The 22,306-nt window shown below is 73.3% G+C and carries 26 protein-coding genes and 1 tRNA gene; 10 read left to right on the top strand and 17 right to left on the bottom strand.

Annotation, left to right across the window (positions count from 1 at the left end; translation table 11 throughout):
* Positions 1-29: 29 nt before the first annotated feature.
* The 4 genes from OKX07_RS04525 to OKX07_RS04510 all read right to left on the bottom strand — a co-directional run bounded on the left by OKX07_RS04525 (position 30) and on the right by OKX07_RS04510 (position 6,839).
* A complete protein-coding gene (locus OKX07_RS04525) occupies positions 30-1,022 on the bottom strand; it encodes an NAD-dependent epimerase/dehydratase family protein (RefSeq protein ID WP_265630666.1) in 993 nt (330 codons plus the stop codon).
* Positions 1,019-3,808, bottom strand: coding sequence for an alpha/beta fold hydrolase (locus OKX07_RS04520; protein ID WP_265630665.1), 2,790 nt, complete (start codon positions 3,806-3,808; stop codon positions 1,019-1,021). The genes OKX07_RS04525 and OKX07_RS04520 overlap by 4 nt, the downstream gene beginning before the upstream one ends.
* On the bottom strand, positions 3,805-4,806 hold the full coding sequence (locus OKX07_RS04515; RefSeq protein ID WP_416220822.1) for a 3-oxoacyl-ACP synthase III: 1,002 nt from the start codon (positions 4,804-4,806) through the stop codon (positions 3,805-3,807). The genes OKX07_RS04520 and OKX07_RS04515 overlap by 4 nt, the downstream gene beginning before the upstream one ends.
* A 203-nt stretch (positions 4,807-5,009) precedes the next feature.
* The gene (locus tag OKX07_RS04510) at positions 5,010-6,839 is read right to left on the bottom strand and encodes an endo-1,4-beta-xylanase (RefSeq protein WP_265630663.1); all 1,830 of its coding nucleotides are present in this window, start codon (positions 6,837-6,839) and stop codon (positions 5,010-5,012) included.
* A gap of 369 nt (positions 6,840-7,208) precedes the next feature.
* Here OKX07_RS04510 and OKX07_RS04505 point away from each other — a divergent pair, with 369 nt between their 5' ends.
* The gene (locus tag OKX07_RS04505) at positions 7,209-7,334 is read left to right on the top strand and encodes a hypothetical protein (RefSeq protein WP_265630662.1); all 126 of its coding nucleotides are present in this window, start codon (positions 7,209-7,211) and stop codon (positions 7,332-7,334) included.
* Positions 7,335-7,415: 81 nt separating this feature from the next.
* Positions 7,416-8,042, top strand: coding sequence for a hypothetical protein (locus OKX07_RS04500; RefSeq protein ID WP_265630661.1), 627 nt, complete (start codon positions 7,416-7,418; stop codon positions 8,040-8,042).
* Positions 8,043-8,112: 70 nt separating this feature from the next.
* On the opposite strand, the gene trxA is transcribed toward OKX07_RS04500, so the two are convergent.
* Entirely contained in the window at positions 8,113-8,505 is a 393-nt protein-coding gene (trxA, locus tag OKX07_RS04495; RefSeq protein WP_322746824.1) for a thioredoxin, read from the bottom strand.
* Complete coding sequence (locus OKX07_RS04490; RefSeq protein WP_265630660.1) at positions 8,502-9,305, bottom strand: alpha/beta fold hydrolase; 804 nt, start codon at positions 9,303-9,305, stop codon at positions 8,502-8,504. Before OKX07_RS04490 ends, trxA begins: the two co-directional genes overlap by 4 nt.
* 157 nt (positions 9,306-9,462) lie before the next feature.
* Between OKX07_RS04490 and OKX07_RS04485 the strand changes: the two genes are divergently transcribed.
* From OKX07_RS04485 to OKX07_RS04475, 3 genes are all read left to right on the top strand, one after another.
* Positions 9,463-9,993: a CGNR zinc finger domain-containing protein gene (locus OKX07_RS04485; RefSeq protein WP_265630659.1), complete on the top strand. Its 531-nt coding sequence runs from the start codon at positions 9,463-9,465 to the stop codon at positions 9,991-9,993.
* A gap of 56 nt (positions 9,994-10,049) precedes the next feature.
* Positions 10,050-10,439: a hypothetical protein gene (locus OKX07_RS04480; protein WP_265630658.1), complete on the top strand. Its 390-nt coding sequence runs from the start codon at positions 10,050-10,052 to the stop codon at positions 10,437-10,439.
* A gap of 67 nt (positions 10,440-10,506) precedes the next feature.
* Positions 10,507-11,301, top strand: coding sequence for a DinB family protein (locus OKX07_RS04475; protein WP_265630657.1), 795 nt, complete (start codon positions 10,507-10,509; stop codon positions 11,299-11,301).
* Here OKX07_RS04475 and OKX07_RS04470 read toward each other — a convergent pair.
* Positions 11,298-11,870 (bottom strand): MarR family winged helix-turn-helix transcriptional regulator, encoded by a 573-nt coding sequence (locus OKX07_RS04470; RefSeq protein ID WP_265630656.1) that lies wholly within the window; start codon positions 11,868-11,870, stop codon positions 11,298-11,300. The genes OKX07_RS04475 and OKX07_RS04470 overlap by 4 nt on opposite strands.
* Positions 11,871-11,963: 93 nt before the next feature.
* Between OKX07_RS04470 and OKX07_RS04465 the strand changes: the two genes are divergently transcribed.
* From OKX07_RS04465 to OKX07_RS04455, 3 genes are all read left to right on the top strand, one after another.
* Positions 11,964-12,605, top strand: coding sequence for an FMN-dependent NADH-azoreductase (locus OKX07_RS04465; RefSeq protein WP_265630655.1), 642 nt, complete (start codon positions 11,964-11,966; stop codon positions 12,603-12,605).
* Between the two features lie 213 nt (positions 12,606-12,818).
* Positions 12,819-13,052, top strand: coding sequence for a ribbon-helix-helix protein, CopG family (locus tag OKX07_RS04460; protein ID WP_265630654.1), 234 nt, complete (start codon positions 12,819-12,821; stop codon positions 13,050-13,052).
* Entirely contained in the window at positions 13,049-13,291 is a 243-nt protein-coding gene (locus OKX07_RS04455) for a toxin (protein ID WP_265630653.1), read from the top strand. Before OKX07_RS04460 ends, OKX07_RS04455 begins: the two co-directional genes overlap by 4 nt.
* A 94-nt stretch (positions 13,292-13,385) precedes the next feature.
* Here the strand turns inward: OKX07_RS04455 and OKX07_RS04450 are convergent.
* The 4 genes from OKX07_RS04450 to OKX07_RS04435 all read right to left on the bottom strand — a co-directional run bounded on the left by OKX07_RS04450 (position 13,386) and on the right by OKX07_RS04435 (position 15,511).
* Positions 13,386-13,458 (bottom strand) — tRNA-Arg (locus OKX07_RS04450).
* A gap of 157 nt (positions 13,459-13,615) precedes the next feature.
* Entirely contained in the window at positions 13,616-14,065 is a 450-nt protein-coding gene (locus tag OKX07_RS04445) for a hypothetical protein (protein ID WP_265630652.1), read from the bottom strand.
* A gap of 250 nt (positions 14,066-14,315) precedes the next feature.
* Positions 14,316-14,930, bottom strand: a complete 615-nt coding sequence (locus OKX07_RS04440) for a nucleotidyl transferase AbiEii/AbiGii toxin family protein (protein ID WP_265630651.1) — start codon at positions 14,928-14,930, stop codon at positions 14,316-14,318.
* Positions 14,927-15,511, bottom strand: a complete 585-nt coding sequence (locus OKX07_RS04435) for a type IV toxin-antitoxin system AbiEi family antitoxin domain-containing protein (RefSeq protein WP_265630650.1) — start codon at positions 15,509-15,511, stop codon at positions 14,927-14,929. The genes OKX07_RS04440 and OKX07_RS04435 overlap by 4 nt, the downstream gene beginning before the upstream one ends.
* A 120-nt stretch (positions 15,512-15,631) precedes the next feature.
* Here OKX07_RS04435 and OKX07_RS04430 point away from each other — a divergent pair, with 120 nt between their 5' ends.
* The gene (locus OKX07_RS04430; protein ID WP_265630649.1) at positions 15,632-16,453 is read left to right on the top strand and encodes a hypothetical protein; all 822 of its coding nucleotides are present in this window, start codon (positions 15,632-15,634) and stop codon (positions 16,451-16,453) included.
* A 56-nt stretch (positions 16,454-16,509) separates the two neighbouring features.
* Here the strand turns inward: OKX07_RS04430 and OKX07_RS04425 are convergent, their stop codons facing one another.
* Both OKX07_RS04425 and OKX07_RS04420 read right to left on the bottom strand, forming a co-directional pair.
* A complete protein-coding gene (locus OKX07_RS04425) occupies positions 16,510-16,968 on the bottom strand; it encodes a hypothetical protein (RefSeq protein WP_265630648.1) in 459 nt (152 codons plus the stop codon).
* Positions 16,969-17,031: 63 nt separating this feature from the next.
* On the bottom strand, positions 17,032-17,286 hold the full coding sequence (locus OKX07_RS04420) for a PLD nuclease N-terminal domain-containing protein (protein ID WP_265630647.1): 255 nt from the start codon (positions 17,284-17,286) through the stop codon (positions 17,032-17,034).
* A gap of 230 nt (positions 17,287-17,516) precedes the next feature.
* Here OKX07_RS04420 and OKX07_RS04415 point away from each other — a divergent pair, with 230 nt between their 5' ends.
* The gene (locus OKX07_RS04415; protein ID WP_265630646.1) at positions 17,517-17,930 is read left to right on the top strand and encodes a DivIVA domain-containing protein; all 414 of its coding nucleotides are present in this window, start codon (positions 17,517-17,519) and stop codon (positions 17,928-17,930) included.
* An 86-nt stretch (positions 17,931-18,016) separates the two neighbouring features.
* Here OKX07_RS04415 and OKX07_RS04410 read toward each other — a convergent pair whose 3' ends face one another.
* From OKX07_RS04410 to OKX07_RS04395, 4 genes are all read right to left on the bottom strand, one after another.
* Positions 18,017-19,267 carry a hypothetical protein gene (locus OKX07_RS04410; RefSeq protein WP_265630645.1) on the bottom strand — a complete coding sequence of 417 codons (1,251 nt, stop codon included), beginning with the start codon at positions 19,265-19,267 and terminating at the stop codon, positions 18,017-18,019.
* A 20-nt stretch (positions 19,268-19,287) separates the two neighbouring features.
* Complete coding sequence (locus OKX07_RS04405; protein ID WP_265630644.1) at positions 19,288-20,553, bottom strand: hypothetical protein; 1,266 nt, start codon at positions 20,551-20,553, stop codon at positions 19,288-19,290.
* Positions 20,554-20,682: 129 nt separating this feature from the next.
* Positions 20,683-21,354, bottom strand: a complete 672-nt coding sequence (locus OKX07_RS04400; protein WP_265630643.1) for an AIM24 family protein — start codon at positions 21,352-21,354, stop codon at positions 20,683-20,685.
* An 8-nt stretch (positions 21,355-21,362) separates the two neighbouring features.
* Positions 21,363-22,280: a hypothetical protein gene (locus OKX07_RS04395; RefSeq protein ID WP_265630642.1), complete on the bottom strand. Its 918-nt coding sequence runs from the start codon at positions 22,278-22,280 to the stop codon at positions 21,363-21,365.
* Positions 22,281-22,306: the final 26 nt, after the last annotated feature.

Raw genomic sequence — 22,306 nt, 5'->3', positions numbered from 1 at the left:
TTCGGTTCCTCGCCCGGTCCCGTCGTCGGTCACCCGCCTGCTGCGTGCCACTCCGCCAACCGGCGCAGCCCCTCGTCGACCGACACCTCCGGCCTCCACCGCAGGTCGGCGCGCGTGCGGCGCTGGTCGAACCAGTGCGCGGTCGACAGCTGCTCCGCGAGGAACCGCGTCATCGGCGGCTCGCCGTCCGCGCTGCGCAGCGGAAGGTGGTCCCAGGCGGCCTCGACCGCGGCGCCCGCCCCCCGCGCCACCGCGCCGGGCACGCGGTACGACGGTGCGGGGGCTCCGACGGCGACGCAGATCCCCGCGAGCATCTCCGCGACGGTCCGCGGCTCGCCGTTCGTGACGACGTAGGCCTGACCGCGCACGACCCCGTCGTCGTCGCCGAGCCGGTGCAGCGCCGCGACCAGCGCGGACGCCGCGTTGTCGAGGTACGTCGTGTCGATGAGGGCGGCGCCGTGGCCGAGCAGCGGGAGCCGGCCGGTGCGGGCCCGCGCGGCGATGCGCGCGACGAGCTGCTCGTCGCCCGGCCCCCACACGAGGTGCGGCCGGACGGCGACGACCCGCAGGTCGCCGTCGGCAGCGAGCGCGAGGAGCTCGGCCTCGGCCTTGGTGCGCGCGTAGTCGCCGTGCGCCCGGAGCGGGTCGGCCCGCGCCGCGTCCCCGCCCACGATCGCCGTCCCGGTGTGCGCGACGGACGGCGACGAGGCATGCACCACGTCCGCGACGCCGTGCCGTGCGGCCGCGGCGAGCAGCGCGCCCGTGCCGTCGACGTTGACGCGTCGGAAGTCGGCCGCGTCCCCGCTGAGCGACACCTTGGCCGCGAGGTGCACGACCGCGTCGACGCCGCGGACGGCGCGGTCGACGTCGTCGGGGTCCGTCAGGGAGCCGAGGGAGTCGTGGACGCCGTCGACCCCGCTGGGCCGGCGCTGGAACGTGCGGACCTCGTGCCCGGCGTCGCGGACACGCGCGGCGGTCGTGCGGCCGAGGAGGCCGGACGCGCCCGTGACCAGGACCTTCACGGCTTCCTCAGCCGTCCGCCGGCCAGCACCCCGTCGGCCCACACGGCCAGCCGGGCACGGTCGATCTTGGAGTTGTGGCGGACGTCGGTCGGCAGGTCGGGCACGACGAGCACGGCCGCGACGTCCCGTCCGACGGCGGCCCGCACCGCCGCGGTGAGCGCGGGTGTCGCGAGCGCGGGCCGGCGGGCTGCCGCGTCCGTCTCCACGACGACGACGACCTGCTGGGTGCCGCGCGGCCCGACGCCGACCACGCCCGCGCGCCGCACCCCGGGCACGGACTCCGCGCGCTGCTCCGGGCCGACCGGGGTGACGGGTCCGTCCGCGGTGACGAGGACGTGCGCGAGGCGCCCCTCGACCCAGAGCCGGCCCGCGGCGTCGAGGTGCCCGACGTCACCGGTGCGGTGCCAGCGCGCGTCCGGTGCGACGTCGTCCGCGGGCGACCCCACCTCGACCCGCGTCGCCCCGTCGCCGTCCGGCGTCCCGCGCCGGCTCTCGCGGTCGGTCAGCCACAGCCGGTCGTAGTGGTCCTTGACGTGCGGTGCGGCGACGACGACCTCGCCCGTCACGTCGGGCGTCCCCGCGAGCGCCCCGGTCGCGCGCCCGTCGTCGTCGAGGGCGCTGATCCGGACCGTCACGCCCGCCGCGGGCCGCCCGACGCACACCCCGCCCGACGCCCCGCCGGACCCGGCCGCCCGGATCTCCTCGAGCGTCACGTCGGTGAGCAGCAGACCCTCGGTCATGCCGTACGGCGTGTGCGGCACCGCGCCGGGCAGCAGGTCCCCGATCGCCGCGAGCAGCCCCTCGCGCACCGGCGCACCCGCCGAGAGCAGGAGCCGGACGCGCCCGAGCGCCCGCGCGTCGTCCGCCGTGAGCTCGCCGGACGTCGCCACGACGTTCGCGACGGCCGCGGGCGAGAGGAACACCACCGTCGTGCCCGCCTCGTCGGCCGCGGCCGCGTGAGCCGCGGCGGCGACCGCCCGCGCCGTGAGGGTGCGGGGTGCGGTGACGTCCATGTCGGGCGTGACCGAACGGCAGCCGAGCGCCGGCCCCAGCAGCGCGAAGGGCGCGAAGCCCGCGACGAGCCCCGTCCCGACGCCCAGGTCGTACTGGGCGGCGAGCGCGTCGCGCATCGCGCCGAGCTGCGCGTGCGTGTACGCGACGCCCTTGGCCGGTCCGGTCGACCCGGACGTGAAGAGGATCGCCGCGAGGTCGTCGGGGGACGGCGCGGCCGGCAGGTCGGTCCCGGCACCGAGGTCCACGAGCTCCGGCAGGCTCAGCTCGACGCCGAGGGCTGCGGCGGTCGCGGGCGGCAGCTCGGTCGTCGACACGCGCCACCCGGGCCAGCCGAGCGCGCGCGCTGCGGCCAGACCCCTGCGCTCCCCCACGACGACCGTGGGCTGTGCACCCCGCACCGCACGCGTGAGCCCCCGCGCACCCAGGCCGGCGTCCGCGACGACGACGACGGCGCCGATGCGCAGGCACGCGTAGAGCGTCGCGGTGAGGTCGGCGCCGGGTGGGACGAGCAGCGAGACGCGGTCGCCGCGGCGGACCCCGGCGGCGTGCAGTCCCGCCGCCAGCTCCCGCACGCGCCGCGCGAGCAGACGCCACGTGACGGTGCGGACGCCGCCGCCAGTGGACGGCGCCATCTCGACCAGCGCGGTCGTGTCGTCGTCCGCGAGCGCGTCGAGGTGGTGCCACATCGGGGTGCGGGCGACGGCGGACGTCGGGACCGCGGTCGGCTCGCCGTCGGTGTCGCGGCGGTCCGCGAGCCACGTCATCACGGCGCCCGCGACGTCGACGTCCTCGGCGACGAGGTGACCCGCGCCCTCGTACCGGTGCACCCGTGCTCGCGGGAGGCGTTCGAGCAGGTCCGCGAGGTACGGCTCGCCGAACACCGGGTCGCGCGGCCCCCAGAGCAGGAGCGCGGGGACGTCGAGGCCGCGGAGCCCCTCGGCGATGCGGTCGAGCTCGTCGGCGCTCGGGTGGTCGGGGCCGGCGGGGATGTCGGCGACGAACCCGCCGATCCCGGAGCGGCGCTCCGCGGTGCGGTACGGCGCGCGGTAGGCGTCCTTGATCTCGTCGGGCAGTGCCGGGTGCGCGAGCGCGAGCGTCGTCTCGAGGAACGCGGGCGTCGCGACCGTCGACGGGCCGACCGCGGCCAGCGCGAGCCGCAGCGGCAGCGGGATCGGCCGGTCCGCGGGCTGGTGCACCGCGGTGTTGAGGAGCACGACGCCCGCGAGCGCGTCGGGGTGGTCGACGGCCCAGCCGAGCGAGACGACGCCGCCCCAGTCGTGCCCGACCGTGACGACGGGCCCGTCCAGCCCGAGCGCGTCGGTGAGGTCGGCGAGGTCCCGCACGCGCCGGGGCAGCGTCCGGTGCGTGCCGGTGCGCCCCGAGAAGCCCATCTCGAGCTGGTCGACGGCGACGACGCGCCACGCGGCGGCGGCGCCGTCGGCGGCCGGGCCGTCCGCAGCGGCCACGTCCGCGGCAGCCAGCGTGGCAGCGACGAGGTCGCGCCACAGGTACGACCACGTCGGGTTGCCGTGCACGCACAGCAGGGTCCCGACGGGTGTGACCCCGCGCTCGGCGAGGAGCGGGCCGGTGTCGAGCACGTGCCACGTGTGCGTCACCGCGTCGTCCGCGGTGCTGAGCACAGGCGGCCGGTCGGGTGTGCGCGACCCGTCGAGCGGCGTCTCGCGGACGGCGACGAGCCGCGACCAGGCAGGGTCCAACCCCGGCAGGCCGCCCGGGGGGAACCCGGCGGGTGCCGTCGGAGCACCTGTCACCAGGCGAGCTCCATCATCGCGGTGTTGATGCCGGAGCCCACGCCCATGAGCAGGACGCGGTCGCCCGGCGACAGGCTCGCCGCCTCGTGCGCGAGCGTGATCGGGATGGACGCCGGGCCCACGTTGCCGAAGCGCGGGTAGGTCAGCGGCACGCGGGACCGGTCGAGCTTCGCGGCCTTGATGATCGCGTCGGTGTGGACGTCGGACACCTGGTGCATCACGTACCGGTCCATGTCGGCCCAGTCGAAGTGCTGACGGGCCTCCTTCCACGCGGCCATGACGAGCTGCATGCCGCCCTTGAGCAGCGCCTTCGCGTCCGTGTACATGCCGTTGACGCCGCCGACGCACAGGTCGTTGAACTCGGTGGCGGCACGCGTCACGCCCCCGAGCAGACGGTGGCCCGACGGGTGCGCGTCGGCGGGGCCGAGGACGGCGGCGACGGCCCCCGAGCCGAGCGTCAGGGTCGGGAACTCGCGCATGAAGTCGGCACGGGTCGTCCCCTCGCGGGACAGCCGCGCGACGGTGTTGTGCTGGACCGCGTCGGCGTCCTCGCCGTCGACGACGAGCGCGTACTCGATCTGCCCCGCGTCGATGAGCTGGGCCGCGAGGCTCATGCCGTTGACGAAGCCGAGGCACGCGTTCGCGATGTCGAAGTTGACGGCCGACGACGGCAGGGCCAGCCCGTGGTGCATGCGCACCGCGACGGACGGCTCGAGGTGCGGCCGCGTGACGGACGTGTTGATGAGCAGGCCGATCCGCCCGCGGTCGACGCCGGCCTCGGCGAGCGCCTTCTCCCCCGCCTCGATCGTCGCGGTGTCGAAGCTCTGCCCCTCGGTCCAGTTGCGGCGCTCGTGGACGCCGGCGATGCGCTGGAGCAGTCCGGTCGGCAGGCGCAGCCGGTCCAGGACGGGCCGCAGGCGAGCGTCCAGCTCCGCGGACGTGGTCACCCGGTCAGGGGTGACCGCCGCCAGGGACAGCAGAGACGCGTTGCTGTACATCGATGTCGCGTTGCCGGCCACTCACACGCCCCTCAAGGTCACGGAAGTTCCCCATCCTCCCCCGCCGGGCGGGTGCGCGCACGGGATGCCCCGGCGCGGGGCGCCCCGCACGGCCGAGGCCCCGCAGGACGCCGGAGCGTCGTTCCGCTCCGGGACCTGCGGGGACCTCGGCGTGAGGGCGCGTCGTCACGACCTCCGGACGGTCACTTCTTCCGTTCGAGCGCGGCCACGGCGTCGAGCAGTGCAGCGGTCGCAGCATTCACCTTGGCCTGCGGTCCACCCGCCTTGAGGACGGCGGCGACCCGGGCGATGGCGACCTTCACCTTGGCGAGGGTGACGCCGGTCCAGACGCTCCCGCGCAGGTCCAGCGCCTTGGCCTGCGCGAGGGCGAGCTCGAGCTTCGAGGTGTCGACGATCGTCTTGGGCAGGCCGAGCCAGCGCTCGGGGGCGGCGCTGGCGGCCGCCCCCAGCTTCTCGGAGAAGTCGCTGTTGAAGATCAGCGGGTTGTGGGTGGACCGCCAGCTGAGCTGGTCGGTGATCCCCCAGAACGTGACGCGGTTGATGTCCGTCGAGTACTTCTTGTAGACGGCGAAGTACTCGGCGAACCGCTGGGCCTGTATCGCCTCGAGCTCGGCGCGGTTGGTGATCTTGCCGACCCAGTAGTCGAACTCGCCCCGGGAGATCCGGTCCGCGACGGTCGGGTCGGTCAGGTCGCGGTACTGAGACCGGTCGTCCCCCTCGGGCTGGCCGTTCCACGCCTCCCACACCTGCAGGTCCAGCTCGCTGATGCTGGCCGTGAAGCCCGCCTCGATGATCAGCTGGAGGGAGCGCTCGACCGAGGCCTCGTCCGAGCACGCCCCGGGCTGCCACTCCTCGGCCGCGTCGTCGGACAGCTGCGGCAGGCGCGAGCCCGTGCACGCGAGGGCCGGCGTCTGGTTGATGTAGTTGTGCGACTGCAGGCCGATGGACTCGACGAGCTGCCGGGGGTCGTCCGGGTGCTCGGCGGCGTACCGCTCGTTCAGGTCGGTCGCCATCGCGATGATCGCCTGCGCCTTGCCCTCGGACTGGAAGACGTTGAAGTCGTTGTACTCGAGCCGCGTCTCCGGCCCGTACTGCCGCGCCAGGACGAACGCGTCGTAGAGGAAGTCGGACGGGCTCTCGCCCGCCGCGGCGTCGGCACCGTTGGCGTACGCGCTGTACCAGTTGGAGAACCCGCCGTTCGGTCCGCCGCGGAGGAAGTCGCGCCAGTCCTGGGTCGCGGGGTCGAACTCCGCGAGCCCGTCGACGAACGCCTCGTTGACGACGTCCCAGGAGACGGTGCGACCGCTGAAGTGGGTCAGCACCGCCTCGATGTAGCGCTCCATGTTCGCCTTGGCCTGCGCACGCGTGCCGCCCGTGGCGCCGCTGTTGATGCGCGGCGGGGACTGGCCGTGCCAGACGAGCACGTGCCCGTGCACGTCCATGCCGCGCGCGAGCGTCTCGTCGACGAAGGCGTCCGCGGCATCCCAGGTGAACGTGAACTCACCGGTCACGGGGTCGATGTTGTTGTTCGGCAGCAACTGGTCCGGCTTCATGTTGTTCTCGGCCGTCATGACGCTGTAGTGCCGGTCGACCGTGGCCGAGTTGGGCGACCCCGCCGCGTACGTCTGCGGGCCCGAGTAGATGTTGCCCACGTCGAAGTAGTCGCGGTAGACGTTCTTGAGCGACGCCATCTGCTTGCGGAACGAGGCCTCGAGGACGACGTCGCCCTCCGGCATCGTGAAGGAGCCGACCCGGGCGCCGATCCACCCGAGCTCGGCCGACGTCCAGCCGCCCCACACGTGGGACGCGGCGGGCGTCGCCGTCAGCTCGACCGTCTCCCCTGCCTCGTAGCTGCCCTCGCCGGTGACCGTGCCCGACCCGGACACGGTGATCTCGACGTCGAAGGTGGCGACGGCGGCCTGCGCCGGGACGGCCAGGCCGACGGCCGCGAGCGCGACCGCGGTGCCCGCTCCCACCCACCGCGCGACCCAGCGCCGGTTGTCGCGGAGCACCGTCCCTGCTGCCCCGTCATGTCGTCGTGTGGTGCGACCGATCATGTTCCGCTCCCCCTGCGTGCCGCTCCGGAGCCGGCGCAGCAGGAGGCGAGCCCCCCGTCCGGCCGACATCTGCCCACGTGCCGCACGAGGCACCGCCGGGTACCGACGAACGTTGACAGCGGCCCGGGCGTAGCCCTTGCGGGACCTCTGACTCTCTGGACGTCGTCGTCGACGGAGAACGCGTGCTGGGCCGTGTGGGTGACAACGTAGGGAGGGGTGGGGGGGACGTCAAGGACTGGAGGGGGCGCGGTACGAGGTACGCCCGGCTCCTGACGCGCGGGGCCGGGACGACCAGCGTGGACACTCACCGTGACCATTCCTGACGTGCCCGCAGCGGGACGCACGGCCCGTGCCCGAGGTGACTGGCTGGCCGGGCACGACGCGCTCTCGCAGGCGCGGGAGACCGACGGGCTGGGGGCGGCGGACCCCAAGCTCGGGTCCGTAGGGTGATCGCGCGGGGGACGGCTCGTGGGTGACCGCCGGCGTCCCGCTGCGCCTCAGACATCGGGTGCGGTGTACCGATGCTCGGGCATGGAGAGACTCCCGGGACTGCTCTGCGACGAGCCCGTGTACTGGATCGAGAACGTGGTCGCCCTGGGTGACGGGCGGCTGCGCACCGAGCTCGGGTTCTCGGACACCGCCGCTCACCCCTACGAGGGTCTCGTCGAGGGCACGATCGCGATGCTCGAGCGTGTCCCTGGCGTCGAGGAGGTCATCCACGAGGACCGCGAGGTGCTCCTCGTGGTGAGCCGCGGGGTGGCTGTCGAGTGGATCGGCGAGCTCGTCGACCGGTTCTGGTTCGACCATCTCCCGAGCACACCGATCGACCCGGGCTTCGAGACCGACCCGGCCGACGTGCTCGCCTCCCCGTGGCCGTCGACGCCACCGAGGCCGCGCGGCGCGGCGCCCGTACCGACGATCGAGTCCGGACGGCCGACCCTCCGCGACGTGCGCCAGGTGGCGTTGCTCCCCCCGTCGCGCCGACGCATGTGGGCGTACCTCGTGTGCGGGGCGGTCCCCGTCCTCGGCGGCGTCGTGCTGGCCGCCACTCCCGGGGGTGGCACCGGCGTCCTCCCGCTCGTGGTCGGGACGATCAACCTCGCCATCGGCACCCGCATCGCCATGAAGCGGCGCCAGCTCGGTGGATCGCCGGGCTGACCGGCACCGGTCCGGCCGGCGCGGGTCGCCCATCGCCCTCATGGAAGAACGCCGGTGCTCAGGCGGTCGATCACCGGGGGCGTAGCACGGCTGCCAGCTCTGCACGAAGGACCTGTCGGGGTCGCGCGCCGACCACTGCCTGGACGAGCTCGCCGTCAGCGAAGGCGAGCAGGGTAGGCATCGAGAGGATGCCGTAGGCGGCCGTGGTGACCGGGTTCTCGTCGACGTTCAGCGTGCGCACGTGGATCCAGCCGGCCTGGTCGGCGGCGATCTCCTCCAGCAGCGGGACCACCAGCCGGCAGGGGCCGCACCAGGGCGCCCAGAAGTCCACCAGCACCGGCCGGTCGGCCCGCAGCACCTCGTCGACGAACGTCGCGTCGGTCACCGGCCACGGCTGGGACGGCCCGTGCCGTCGCTCACCGGCCACCACGCTCGTGGCGGGGACGGGTCCCGGACCCCTCACGTGGCGTTCCCCGCACGCTCGGCCCAGAACGTCCGGACGACGGCCGCCGTGGCCTCCGGCTGCTCGAGCGGGGCCACGATGTTCGTCCCGGCGATGGTGGCGAACGCGCCGTCCGGCAGCTCCCGGGCGTAGGCCTGCGCACGTTCGGGCGTCCAGTCGTAGCGGTCCTCCGTCGCGACGACCAGGGTGGGCGCCGCGATCTGTGGCAGCGCCCAGGACAGGTCCGTCCTGTGGAGGATGAAGGAGCGGACCGTCGTGGCCACACTCCGTCGTGACGGCCTGCGGAGGGCGGCATCCAGGACCGGTCGGTGCGGACCACGGGGCTGCACCAGCTGCACCTTGGCGATGATGTCGCGGATCGGGCGGACCGGCCCCAGCGCTGCCACCAGTCCCGTGAGCAGCCGGACCTGCCGCAGCTGCGACCGGGACAGCGCGTTGACGGGCGAGCTGATCGTCACCAGCGTGCGGATGCGTTCCGGGCTCGTGGCGGCCAGGTGCATCCCGGCGTGCCCGCCCCAGGCGTTGCCGACCCAGTCGACCGAGTCCAGGCCGAGATGGTCGAGCACCGCCTCGCCCGCCTCGGCGCTCTCGCCGATGCTGCTCACCCGCGTCAGCGGCGCGCTCTCGCCGTACCCGGGACCGTCGACCACCAGCAGCCGACGGTGAGGGGTCAGGAGCGGGACGACCTCGGCCCACGAGGACGAGTCGGCGAACATGCTGTGCCACAGCAGGGCCACCGGAGCGCTGGGGTCGGGTGAGGCGTGCTCGTGGACGGCAAGGACACCGAGGCGCGTCGGCACCCGGTGCACCTCCACCCGTCCGGGCCGCTCGGGGGCCGTTCGTTCGGACGTGGACATGAGCACCTCTCGCGTCGTGGGTGAGTCACCAGTAAACCTCTTACGGTGGTGACGACTATGATCAGCGTTCGACGACGTGTCAATGGGTGGGGAGCGTGCCGTGGCGGGACTGCTCGAGGCGTGGGTGAGCGACGGCGGTGGTCCGGGTGTCGCCCCTCAGCCGTTGGAGGTCGTGCGGGGACTGCTCAACACCGACGACCGCTACCACGGTGTCGACCGCCTGGGCGACGGACCGGTCGAGCTGGTGACGTTCCGGGACGCGGTGCGGACGTACGTGACGACGGGCGACACCGACGCGCTCGAGGTCCTCGCCGCCCGGTACCCGCTCACCGTCACGCTCGAGTCGAACGCGGACGGCACGTCCCATCCACGCCTCACCCCCGCGCCCGGGACGGCGGACGGGCTCACCTCCGCAGTCGCGCGACTGTTCGTCATCATGTGCGAGACGCACTCGGCCGGGACGTGGCAGCGGCTCAAGGTGTGCAGCAACCCGGAGTGCCAGTGGGTGTTCTACGACGCGTCGCGCAACCGGTCAGGACGCTGGTGCGCGATGGGCGAGTGCGGAGACGTCTTCAAGGCCAGGGCGTACCGGGAACGCCGCCGCGTGGGCCGGCAGGACACGGCCCGTTGACCCTGTCGGTGGGTCGCTGCTCTCTGCGACGGGCGTCCGGTGAGAGGCTTCCACCCATGACTTTCGACGTGTTCGTGCAGCGCATGGTCGACGGCGAGCTGGCGGCGGCGGACAGCGCCGCGCTCAGCGAGCTCATCGCTCCGTACGTGACGACCACCGATCCCGCGTTCGACTTCGCTCAGCTGCACTTCGACGACGGAACGGCGGATCTGTACGGGATCGGCGAGCCCGGCAAGGGGTTCATGGTCAACCACGTGAGCGGCCGGCTGGCCTGGGACCTCGTCGCGGCAGTGGCCGAGCGAGGCGACATGACCCTCATGGCCCCCGGCGTGCCGCCGCTGATCTGCAGCGAGTCGACCCGAGCGCACCTCCCGGAGGGTCTCGGCGACGAGGCCGTGGTCGTGACCTCGGGCGCCGACATCCTGCGGGCCTTCGCCCAGGCCTGAGCCGCCGCCTGCGGGCCTCCTGCCGGGCACGACCGTTGTCGTCGTACCGCGGTGCCAGGATGGCGCGATGACGACCTACTCCCGCACCACGGAGTTCGAGGGCGCGACCTTCGTCCGGGCGAGCTTCAAGGGCGCCACCGTGCGATTCTCCGACGTCAGCCGCGTGACCATGCGCGGCGTCGACGTGGACGGGCTCGACATCGACAGCCACGACCTGATGTTCGGCACGCTCATCGTCAACGGCGTCGACGTGGTCCCCCTCGTGGAGGCCGAGCTGAACCGGCAGTTCCCGGGTCGTGAGCTGCAGAAGGCCCAGACCCCCGAGGGTCTGCGCGACGGGTGGGTCGCCGTCCAGGCCGCGTGGGCGACGACGGTTGCGAACACGCCGCCAGGCCTGGTCGACGCCCACGTCGAGGACGAGTGGTCCTTGGCCCAGACCCTGCGGCACCTGGTCCTGGCGACCGACGCCTGGCTGCGCGGCGCGATCCTGCGGACACCGCAGCCGTTCCACGAGCTCGGCCAGATCTTCACCGGCGCCGAGGCGATGGGCTTCGACATGTCGATCTTCCGCGTCGGCCCGCCGACTTACGACGAGATCCTCGCGGTGCGAGCCGAGCGGCAGCAGATGGTGACCGACTTCCTGGCCACCGCCACGACGGAGCTGCTCGCCGAGGAGCGCGACAACCCGTGGGGCGGTGGCGACTGGCACCCGACCGTCGGGGACTGCGTCCGCGTGATCCTGGAGGAGGAGTGGGCGCACCTGCGGTACGTCCGACGTGATCTCGCACTTCTGCGTGCCTCCGACGGGGGCCGGCCGCCGGGTGCACCGATCGACTCGCCGGCGTCGGACACCAGCGCCTAGCAGGCGTCGCCGCCCGTGCACTCCTCGTGCGGATCCGCGTCGATCGCGGCGTTGACCGCGCGTGAGGCGTCGGCGAGGGCGGCGAGCTGTTCAGGTGTGATCGCGTCCACGACGAGGCGGCGCACCTCGCGCACGTGACCTGGCGCGATCCTCTCGAGCCGCGCGTACCCGGCGGCGGTGAGCGTGGCCTCGACGCGCCGGACGCCGCGGTCGGTGCAGGCGGCCCTCGTGACGTAGCCGGCGCGCTCCAGACGGGTGAGAGCGTGCGAGAGCCGTGAGAGCGAGCCGCGCGCGAGGGCCGCGAGGTCGCTCAGCACGAGGGTGTGCGACGGGACCTCCGAGAGCGCCGCGAGCACGTGGTACTCGAAGAGGTTGACCCCGGCGTCCCGGCGGAGCTGGGCGTCGAGCAACCCTGGCAGGGTCATGACCAAGGTGGCGACCTCCCACCACTGCTCCTGCTGCTCGGCGGACAGCCACGGCACCGCAGCGTCGGTGACGTCGGCGGGCGCGGCGTCAGCGGCGTCGACGACGGCATCGGCGTCGGGCTCGCGGAGCCGCTCAGGGGTCACAGGACGCATCGTACCTGGGACTTGAACCTTCAACACGGCTGCTCTACTGTGCGACTTGAACGCTCAAGTCCAACCACTCTGGGGAGACCCGCCATGACCGTCCTCCGCGTCGACGCCACCATCCAGGGCGACCGCTCCGCAAGCAGCGAGCTCGCCGACGTCGTGCTCGACCAGCTGGTCGCCGCCCACCCGGACGCGCCCGTGGTGCGTCGCCACCTTGGCCGGGACCCGCTGCCCGCAGACGCGTGGGCCGCCGCCGTCTCCGCCGGCTTCACCCCCGAGGCCGAGCGCACGGACCTCCAGCGTGCGGGCCTCGCGACCGCCGAGCAGGTCGCCCGCGAGCTGCAGGAGGCGACGAGCGTCGTGCTCGCCATGCCGCTGTACAACTGGGGCGTCTCCCAGCACGTCAAGACGTGGGTCGACCTCGCGATCGCCGGCGCGCCCTACGGCAGCCGACTGCTCGACGGCACGCCGACCGTCCTGGTCACCACCCGCGGCGGGGCGTACGGCGAGGGCACGCCGCGCCACGGCTGGGACCACAACACCGACTACCTGCGCCGCCTGCTCGCCGAGGTCTGGGGCGCCGACCTCACCGTCATCGAACGCGAGCTGACCCTCGTCGGCGTGAACCCGGCGATGGACGCGTTCACCGAGGCCGCCGCACTGCTGCACAAGCAGGCACAGGAGGCCGCTGCCGAGGCGGGGGGCATGCTCGCGGCGCGCCGGGCCGCGTGACGGTGCGGTCCTGTCGAACGAGGAGGAACAGGACTGGCGTCGGGCCGGGCCGCGTAGCTCGAGTGGGCGCGCGAGGACGCCGAGTGCTGACGGCGGAATCGGGAATCGGGGTGAGCGTGAGCGACGCGGCGGTGTGGTCATCCAGCAGTCGCACCCCGTGCGTGGGCTGACAGGACGCGTGCCACGACAGCCTTTTCGTCATACGATAAGGGCATGGTGAGCGACGAACAGATCCAGCAGTGGGCCGATGAGGCCGAGCAGGGTTACGACGTCGACGCACTGAAGCACCGAGGGCGTGGGCGCCCCGGCCGCGGCGCCGAGCCCATGCAGGTCGTGGCCGTCCGGCTGACAGCCGAAGAGCTGGACGCCCTGGACACGGCAGCGGCGAAGCAGGACATGACCCGGTCCGAGGCAATCCGGGCGGCTCTTGCCCATTTCGCTGCGTGAGGGTTCACAGCAGCGCACTCAAGCACGGCGTCGCAGCGGAGGACGCGGTCCAGGCCGCTGAGTGGTCGCTCTGGATCGAGACCCTGGACGACGACGGTCCGCCCTACCGCGAGCTGCGCCTCGGCTTCGACACCCGCGCGCGCCTGCTCGAGACGGTCGTGCTCGTGCTCGACGGCGTTGACGAGCTCGTCATCCATGCGATGCCGGCACGCAGGAAGTACCTCGACCTACTGCCGTAGGCACGGAAGCGCGTCCCGGTGGACCACGAGTGGGAGCAGCACGACGTCCTGCCGCGTGGCATGCACCACGACAACCCTGCCTCGAGCCCTGCTGTGCGCCTGGGCAGATTCGAACTGCCGACACCCGCTTTAGGAGAGCGGTGCTCTATCCCCTGAGCTACAGGCGCTCGGGCCACGCCGGTCAGCGGCGGAGCTCTCGAACAGCGCACCGTTCGACACCCCGACCACGGCCACGTCGGCCCGTGCGACGCCGACGAGGTCTCGACGACCCACCTCGACGCGGGTCAAGGGTACCGGCGCACGCCTGACGCATGCGCCAGCAGGTCAGATCTCCTCGGCATCCGCGAGGACCTCGAGGCCGACCGGGCGGAGCCCGCGCATCCGGACGGCGATGCCGTAGGGGTCCGCGACGGGGAACGGGCACTCACCGACGTGGACGAGCCACTCGTCGGACTCGTCGACGACGAGGGAGAACTCACCGAGGACGTCGCCGCCGACCGGGGCGTCGTCGAGCCCCACGCTGCTCGGGTCCGCGCGGGCGGTGGCGACGAGGTACGCGAGCGCGTCGTCGAGCAGCCCGGGCAGCCCAGCGACGACGCTCACCACCAGGTCCGCGACGACGCCCGGGACAGGCCCACCGGTCCCGGTCATGACGTTGACGACGATCGCCCCATCGGGGCACGTGCGGTGGGCGCACGGCACGACGGCGGTGCGGTGCCAGGTCCCGTCCGGAACGGGCTGAGGCTCGGACCACGCCAGGCCACCGGTGCTCATGGGGTCATCCTCGGTGCACCGGATCGACCGTTGCGAACCTGATGCCCTCCGGGGCCGCAGTCATGGCCTTGTCGTGCATGGCAGGGGCCACGTTCGTCGGCAGGGCGTGCACGCACCCCAGAGTCAGGAGGCGCGTGAGTACCGCTTCCGCGCACCCTCCGCGGTGATGCCGAGCGGTAGCGCGACGGAGTGCCACGAGAGTCCGGCGGCGCGAGCGCGCAGCACGGCCTCACGTCGGACCGATTGCGCCTCATTCTCCAGAGCCGCTGGTCGATGAATCGCGTACACGAGCGGCGCTGGGGGGCAGGTCCTCCACGCGCGCGAGGGTGACCTCGTCAGGTTCGAGCGCCTCGAATCGGTCCGCCGCGGTCGCGCCGAGCTGCTCGAGCTCGGCGCGCTGCTCTGGGGTCAGGTCTTCGAGCCTCATCGTCACCACCTGTGCTCGCTGCTGGAAACTCGGGAACTTGAAGGTCCGGACGTCGAAGGTGTGCACGTGCGCCGGGAGGTGCACCCGCAGACCGCCGTACTCGTCCTTGTCGCGGATCGGCTCGACCCACGCCCTGTCGACATGCAGAACCAGCGCATCGTCGGCCGGCACGTCAGCGATCGCCTGCACGACCGCCAGCACGTGGGCTTCGTCGAGGGCCTGGTCGATGAGCTGGGCGTCGATGTCGCGAGTGGGGCGACGCAGCCCGTACGCCGCCAGCAGCACTCCTCCCTTGAGCACGAAGTCGTCCCGGTGCGGCGTCTGCATCAGGCGCGCGAGGAACCGCTCCAAGGCGTACAGCGTGACGATCTCGCCGAACGTCCGCTCCCGTGCCGCGGCTTCGCGCTTGAGGGCGGCGTACGTCTGCCCGGGTCTCATGTGAGGTACGTCAGCGCCTCTCGAAGTGGTCCCTGCGCGCGCGGCAGGGCGCGGGCGACGCTCAACAGCGCGGCAGGCGTGCTCCCGCGTCGTCGGAGCCACGTTCGGAGGGCTTCGATGCCGGTCTCGTAGCCGACCACGCCGCGCAGCCGGAACGCATCGACGATGGAACGCTCAGCGCTGTACAGGCCGACGACCGCGCTCGTGCCGGTGATCTGGGTGGTGGTGCGTCCGACGGTGAACGTCTCCGCGTCGAAGAGGTGCCACGAGATCGTTCCTGCTGTGGCGGGGCGGCGGGTGCCGCGCGGCAGGGCGAGACCGATCCTCGCGGGGATGGCGTCGATGAGTGCGTGGTGCGCGAGCGCGGACGTCAGGCAGAGCGTGGCGTCGGGCGCGCGCGTCGCGGCGGAGTACAGGTCCGTGTCGTAGGTGGCTGTCTCGGGGCGTTGGTACAGGCCATGGGCGAGTCGTTCGAGCCGACCGTCGGCAGCGAGACGCTGGACGGTCCGGGCGTTGAAGCCTGCTGCGGATGCCTCGTCCAAGGTGAAGGCGTGAGGGGGTAGCGCCGCAGTGCGATCCATCTGTCGACTCCTGTCGCTTCCCGTACGCATATAAGGATACGTGTGCACGAAGGGCGACACAAGGCCGTCCGCGTCGCCCAACCCGACCCCGCGCTGCCCCTGGAGGTCGAAGGGGGCAGCGTGGTCGACGTCAACGACCACGGGGTCGCGGTCGGGGGGACGACGATGCGCACACCGGCACCGGGGTCCGAGGGCTCCACGGCGGTGGCGTGGCGCGACGGACAGCTGCACGACCTAGCCCCCGGAGGGTTCGACGCGGTCGCGTGGGACATCAACGAGCGGGGCGCGGTGGTCGGCGTGACGCATCGCGGGGACAACACCGCCTGGGTGTGGCGGGACGGCGTCGTCACCGACCTGCCCGCCCCGCCGGGCCTGAGCTCCACCAGCGCCGACCAGGTCAATGACCGCGGTGACGTGCGCGGCGGGTTGGACATCCAGGCGATCGCGTCCGGGACGCAGATCGGCGCCGTGTGGTTCGGCGGCACGGACCTGCGGCACCTCGGCGCGAGTCCGGGCTGGCTGGCGGACCTCAACGAGAAGGGCGTCGCCGTCGGCATCGTCTGGCAGGGCGGCACGGTCCCGGGCGACGGCGGACCATGGCTCCACGACGCCGTGACGATGGACCGCCACCGCGTGACCCGGCTCCGGACGACGTCGGGCGGCCCGAGCACCGCGTCCGCGGTGAACGACCTCGGCATCGTCGTCGGCGACGAGGTCCGACAGGGCCGCCGCCAGGCCGTGGCCTGGGTGCTGGGCATTCCCGTGCCCCTCGCCGGGCCTGCCGGCTCCCCGGTCGTCGAGAGCCGTGCCACCGGCATCGACGAACGCGGTCGCGTCGTCGGCTGGGTGCGGCTGCCGGGCGACGAGGCCACGAACGAGGGCCGGGCTGTCGTGTGGGACCTGGTGCCGACCCGGCAGCAGCTCCAGCGCTGGCTGCGCTGACCTCCGCCGACGGGAAGCAACCGGACGGCCGATCCCGACCGTCCGACCGATCCCGGTCATGCACGGGACGCGGCACTGCTCGGCTCGGTCGCTCGGGACCGCCGCTCGTGACGTCGCCAGGCCGTCGCTGCCGCGACCTGCACGACGCCGACACCGGCGAACACCCACTGCACCGGCGAGCCCCAGCCGATCAGCGGGAGCTGGAGGGTCACCCAGGCGGTCAGTGCCGCACCGCAGACCAGGCCGACGTCGGCCGCCCGCGGGTGACGTCGCACGCCCAGAACGAGGGCGAGGCCCTGCGGCAGCGCCACCGCGGCGCCCAGCGCGACGGCCGGCAGGACGCGGCCCGCGACGACCGGCCAGGCGTCGTGGAGCTGGTCGACCAGCGGGTCGAACGCACCCACCAGGAAGCCCTGCACCCCGGCGACGGCACCCACGGCCGTCAGCGCCTCGAGCGCGAGCGTCGTCCTGCGGGCAGCGCGCGACGTGACGTCCGTCGCGTCGTCGGTGCCCATGCGGCCAGACTCGTCACGCGCCCACGGCGGTGCCTGGGACGTAGGTCCGCTCGAGGAGCGGATCTACCGACCCTCGTGCGCGGGTCCGCCCGCCGCCTGCGCTCCGTCCGGCCGGGCGCGACCCGTCGTCACCGCCAGGTACACGGCGGCGCCGAGCGCGGGCACCAGCAGGATCACGAGCAGCCACGCGACGGCAACTCGGGTCGTTGCCTCCTGTCCCCGCCACCGCAGCAGCGCGGCGACCACGAGCGGCAGGACGGCCAGCACGGCGATCGACCACACGATGTCGTACGCCGCCGGCATGAGCTCGGTCTCCATCGGGCCACCCTAGCGACGCCCGCACCTCGCTCCCGGGACGCTCGCTCCCCCGTCCGGATGACACCGACCCGGCCGTCCCCGGCCCGGCTGGTCGTGGTCACATATACCTTCGGCGCCGACGGATGTGGTCACACGTTCGCCCACTTCCGGGTCCGGCCCTCCGCCCGCGCAGGCGGGTGAGCTGTGGACGGGGCGACGCGGGGCCACACCGTCGGTGACACGATCGGCACATGCTGACCGCCGAGGACGTCCTCAACCAGAAGTTCTCCTCCACCAAGTTCGTCGAGGGGTACGACCAGGACGAGGTCGACGACTTCCTCGACGAGGTGGTCGCGACGCTGCGGGCCGGTGAGGCCGGCATCGCGATGGTCGCCCCGGTGACCCCCGACACGGTGCTGAAGAAGCGGTTCCAGGCGACGAAGTTCCGCGAGGGGTACGACATGCAGCAGGTCGACGACCTCCTGGAGCGCGTCCGCGTCACGCTGCAGGAGCGCCCGCCGACGCTCGCCCCGGCGCCGGCCGCCGCACCCCCGCCCCCGCCGCCGTCCTCCGTCGTGGCGCCTCCCCTGACCGACGCCTCGACCCACACCCCCGGGCTCGTCCCCCCGCGCCCTTCGTGGTGGCGACGCCTGTTCGGCGCCTGACCGCCACCGGCCGGGCGAGAGCGTGAAGGGTTGTTGCCGGACTCCGGCAACAACCCTTCACGGTTCCGGCGAGCGATCGGGGGTGGTCACGGGTGACGTCCCAGCTCCCACAGGACCGCGCGCTCGACGTAGTCCTCGCCGCCGGGGGCGAAGTGCAGCATGCCGACTGCCCGTCCCCGCGCGTCGACGTCCCGGGCCCACCCCTCGCTCGCCGTGCCCACGCCACGGAGCCGCCCCCCGAGCGCCACCGCGCGGCCCCGGACCCAGGCGGTCGGAAGGAGCTCGCCCTGCGCGGTCGCGGACCACCCGACGTGCATGCCCCGACCGTTCGTGCCGTAGACCTGACCGTCGGGGCCACCCAGGGTGGGCAGCAGCGTCACACCGCGCCGGTCGAGAACGGCGGGGACGGGCCTGAACGTGGGAGCCGGCGACACGAAGCCCACGGCGCCACCTCGGTCACCGAACGCCATCGCCCCGAACTCCGCGACCGCCGGTCCGACCCGCCCGTCCGGCTCCCACACCACCATGCCGTCCGGCGTCCCCACGTACACCTGACCGCGCTCGTTGATGGCTGCCCCCAGGGTGTAGCCACCGTCGGGGGTGTCCATGAGGTGCATGGCGCCGTCCCGCCAGACGAACGCGGTCTGCGTCGTCCCGACCATCGCGATGCCGGTGACCTCACCCCGGTCGTTGATCGCGGGCGCGTCCGCGACGACCGAGAACGCGATCTCCGGCGGGGCCAGGCGGTGCAGCACGCCGTCCTGCCAGACGGCGGCGTAGTGCTGGCCGTCCTGCCCGGGCACCTGCACGGTCAGCGCGACGTCGCCGCGGGAGTTGATCCCGCCGGGGTTGCCGACGCCGCCGGGACCGAGCAGGTCCACGACGGTCCCGTCGGGCTGCCACAGGAACGGACGCAGCGGCTCGTCGCCGTAGCGACCGTTGATCACGACCTGCCCCGCGTCGTTGACGTCCTCCGGCCGGGAGGACGTCAGGCCGGGCATCACGTCGATCACGCCCTCGCGCCACCGGAACGCCCGCGTGTGGACGCCGTCGTCCGAGTACGAGCCGATGACGACACCCGAGTCGCTCACGGCGACGACGTCGCTGGTCTCCCCGGGGACGCCCAGGTCGACCGGGTGCGGCGTCCTCCCGCCTCGGTGGCCCCCGTCCAGCTGCGACGCACCCTCCGGCTCCGCGGACGACGCGGACGATGCCGACGACGGGGCGACGACGGTCCCCAGCAACGCCGCAGCGACGCCGACGACGAGCAGCGCACCCGCCGCACGCCCGCGCTCCCCCGTCGCACCGGATCCGGCACCACGTGTACTCGATCGCATGACTCCCCCCTCGACTGCGGTCAGCGACGCGGCACGAGCTCCCACACGACGGCCCGGGACGCCAGAGGCTGCCCGTTGCTGGTCGCGGTCGTCACGGTGCCGGCGACCAGCCCGCGCTCGTTGACGTCCTGCGCCGTGCTCTCGACGCCGGCGACGCCCCCGACCTGCTCCCCCAGCGCGACCGGCTTGCCCAGCACCCACACGGTCGCCCGCGGCGCACCGGCGGCGTCACGCGCGGCCCACCCGGCGACGAGGCCGTGGTTCGTGAGCGCGACCGCCGCGCTCGGGAACGCGCCGGAGCCGCCGAGGAACGTGACCCCGCGGACGTCGGCGATCGCCGCACGCGACGTCGTGGAACCCGGCGGCACGGCCTTGCCCGCCGCGACACCCCGGTCGTTGAGCACGGGGCCGCTGAAGAACAACCCCTTCGGGTCGAGCGGGCGGACGCGCCCGTCGCGCTCCCACAGGACCGCGGTCGCGGTCGCCCCGGCGTAGCCGAGCACCTGGCCCCGCTCGTTGATCGCCCGGGGGGTGACGCTCGCGCCGGCCGGGCCGCGCAGATACGTGAAGGCGCCGTCCCGCCAGACCCAGCCGACGCCGGTCACGTAGTCCGGCTCCAGGAGCCAACCGAGGACCTCGCCCCGCTCGTTGAGGGACTTGCCCCGGGCGACGCCGCTCTCGACCGCGTTCTCGGGCTCGAAGAGGTGGGGGCCCTGCGCCCGGTCCCAGCGCCCGGCGGTGGAGCCGAACATGAAGGTGAACTGGAAGGTCGCCACGCCGCGGTCGTTGATGTCGTAGGCGGCGACCTCCGCGTCGTTCTCGAAGATCTGGGTCAGGGTGCCGTCCACGTCCCACAGGAACGCCTGCGACCGGAACCAGGGGCCGTCGCCGTACAGCACGACCTGGCCGGCCCTGTTGACGTCCGTGGGGTAGGAGTTCTCGACACCGGTGAGGATCTCGAGCGTCCCGTCGCGCCACCGGAACGTCCTGCTCGGACCGTCCGGGTCCTGGAAGGTCCCCACGACCACGCCGGACTCGCTGACCATGAGCGCCTGGCTCCGCTCACCGGGCACCCCGAGGTCCACGGCCCGCGGGACGTACCGGCCCCTGACCAGGTCCTGGCCCCGCGCACCTGCCAGCTCCGAGGTCCCCAACGCCTCCGAGCCGGCGGGCCCGTCGACGGCGGGCGCCGCGTCCGCCGGCCCGGCCGCCAGCCCCAGGAGCAACGCCGCAACCACCGGCACCGCTCGTCCGACCCGTCCGTACCCGTACGTCCGTGCGCTCATGCCGGCCCCCAGCCGCGCGCGCCGGCCGTCGTCGACCGGCGTCGTGACCCAATCTGGCACCGGGACATACCGGACAACCAGACCCGTCCGAGGTTTCACCCGGTACGCACAGCCCTCACCCGCGCCGCGTCAGCCCGCCTGCACGGCCCCCGAGAACCCCTCCGACGGCTGCACGACGACGAACCCCGGGCCGTGGAACTTGTACTGGAACGCCTCGCCGGTACCGCCGCGCAGCAGCGACGTCATGTTCATGCTGGACACGACGTCGGGCACGAGGTTGGCCGACCAGCACACGGCCGCGTTGGGGTCCACGAACGTGGGCTGCTGCGAGCAGTCGAGGATGACGGGCTTGCCGTCGGACGTCAGCGCGACGGTCCCGTGCCCGTGGATCAGCGTGTTGAACATGCCGCCGGTCATCATCCCGGCGCCGCGCGTGCGGTGCAGGTCCCACTGCAGGGCCGCGTCGAACGCCAGCAGCGAGGTGCCGCCCACGCTGATCGCGTCACCCTCGAGCTGGATGAGGAACACGTCCTCGGCCCGGCGCGCGAAGAACACGTCGCCCTGGCCGGCCACCGTCATCAACGCCTGGTCGTCGCTGCTGATGGCCCGCTTCATGAACTGGGTGATCGAGTCGGAGCCCTTGTGGTGGAACTGCACGTTGCCCTGGTAGGCGACCATCGCGCCCTTGGCGGACAGCACCGGCTCACCGAGGGTCACCTTGAGCATCTTGGGGCTCTGCAGGGCGAACCGCTCCCCGGTGGCCACCTCGAGGTTGGACTGGTCGAAGATGTCGCTGCGCATGGCGCACATCATGCCGCGGCGAGGCGGTTCAGCACGGCTCCCAGCTCGTCGTGCACCTCGACGGCGACGCGCCCCTGCTCGGTGAGCCGGCTGACCGTCGTCAGCGTGCCGTCGCGCCACCAGTACACGCAGGGCGAGACGCCGCCGGGCGCCGACGACCAGATCTTCGCGGTGCCGCCCGCCATGCTCTGCAGCGCCGCGACGACGCCCCCGTCGACCGGCACGTGCAGCATCAGGCTGTGCCGGTCGGGGACGCCGACGAGGACGCCGTCCGGGTAGGCGCGCTCGCCGTGGAGCGACCGCAGGACGTCCGCGAGCACCAGCAGCTTGCTCGCCACGTACACGGACTCCCCGGTGAGCATCTCGAGCAGCGCCCCGCCCTCGAGCTCGATCTGCTCGTAGGCGGTCGGCTCGGCCAGCAGGCGCGCGCGCCCGGCGGTCTGCAGGCGCTCGAGTCCGACGCGGGCGACGTCGTCGTCACCGAGCGTCGCGACGGTCGCCGGGAAGTCCGCGACGAGCACCCGCAGCAGCCCCTCACCGACCTCGGTGGCGTAGCCGAGCCGCGCCCGGAACTGCTCGGGGAGCTGGTCGACGGCCGCGAGCCGCTCCACGACGATGTCGAGCAGCTCGTCGGCGGACAGCTCGTCGGGGCCCGGCGGCGGGTGCAGCACCTGCTCGGCGTGGCGGGAGACCACGTCCTGCCACGCGCTGCGCGGACCCGCCTCGTGGCACATCGCAGCCATGTTCCACAGGCCGAACTGCCGGCCGTCGGCGGCCGCGAGGTGGTCGTCGTGGACGACGACCGGGCACCCCGCGCGCGCGAACGTGTCGGCGGCGAGCGTCCGCAGGTGCGCGGCGTCGTCGACGCCGAGGAACGGCAGCGCCTCGTCCGCCTGCTGCTGCGCCTTGCGCCCGAACCACCCCATGCCGACCCCCACGCCTCCGGGCGGCC

This window comes from Cellulomonas sp. S1-8, assembly GCF_026184235.1.
In the GTDB taxonomy this organism is placed as follows: domain Bacteria; phylum Actinomycetota; class Actinomycetes; order Actinomycetales; family Cellulomonadaceae; genus Cellulomonas.
The sequence above is the reverse complement of the archived record's forward strand: the minus strand, read 5'-3'. Positions and strand labels throughout refer to the sequence as shown.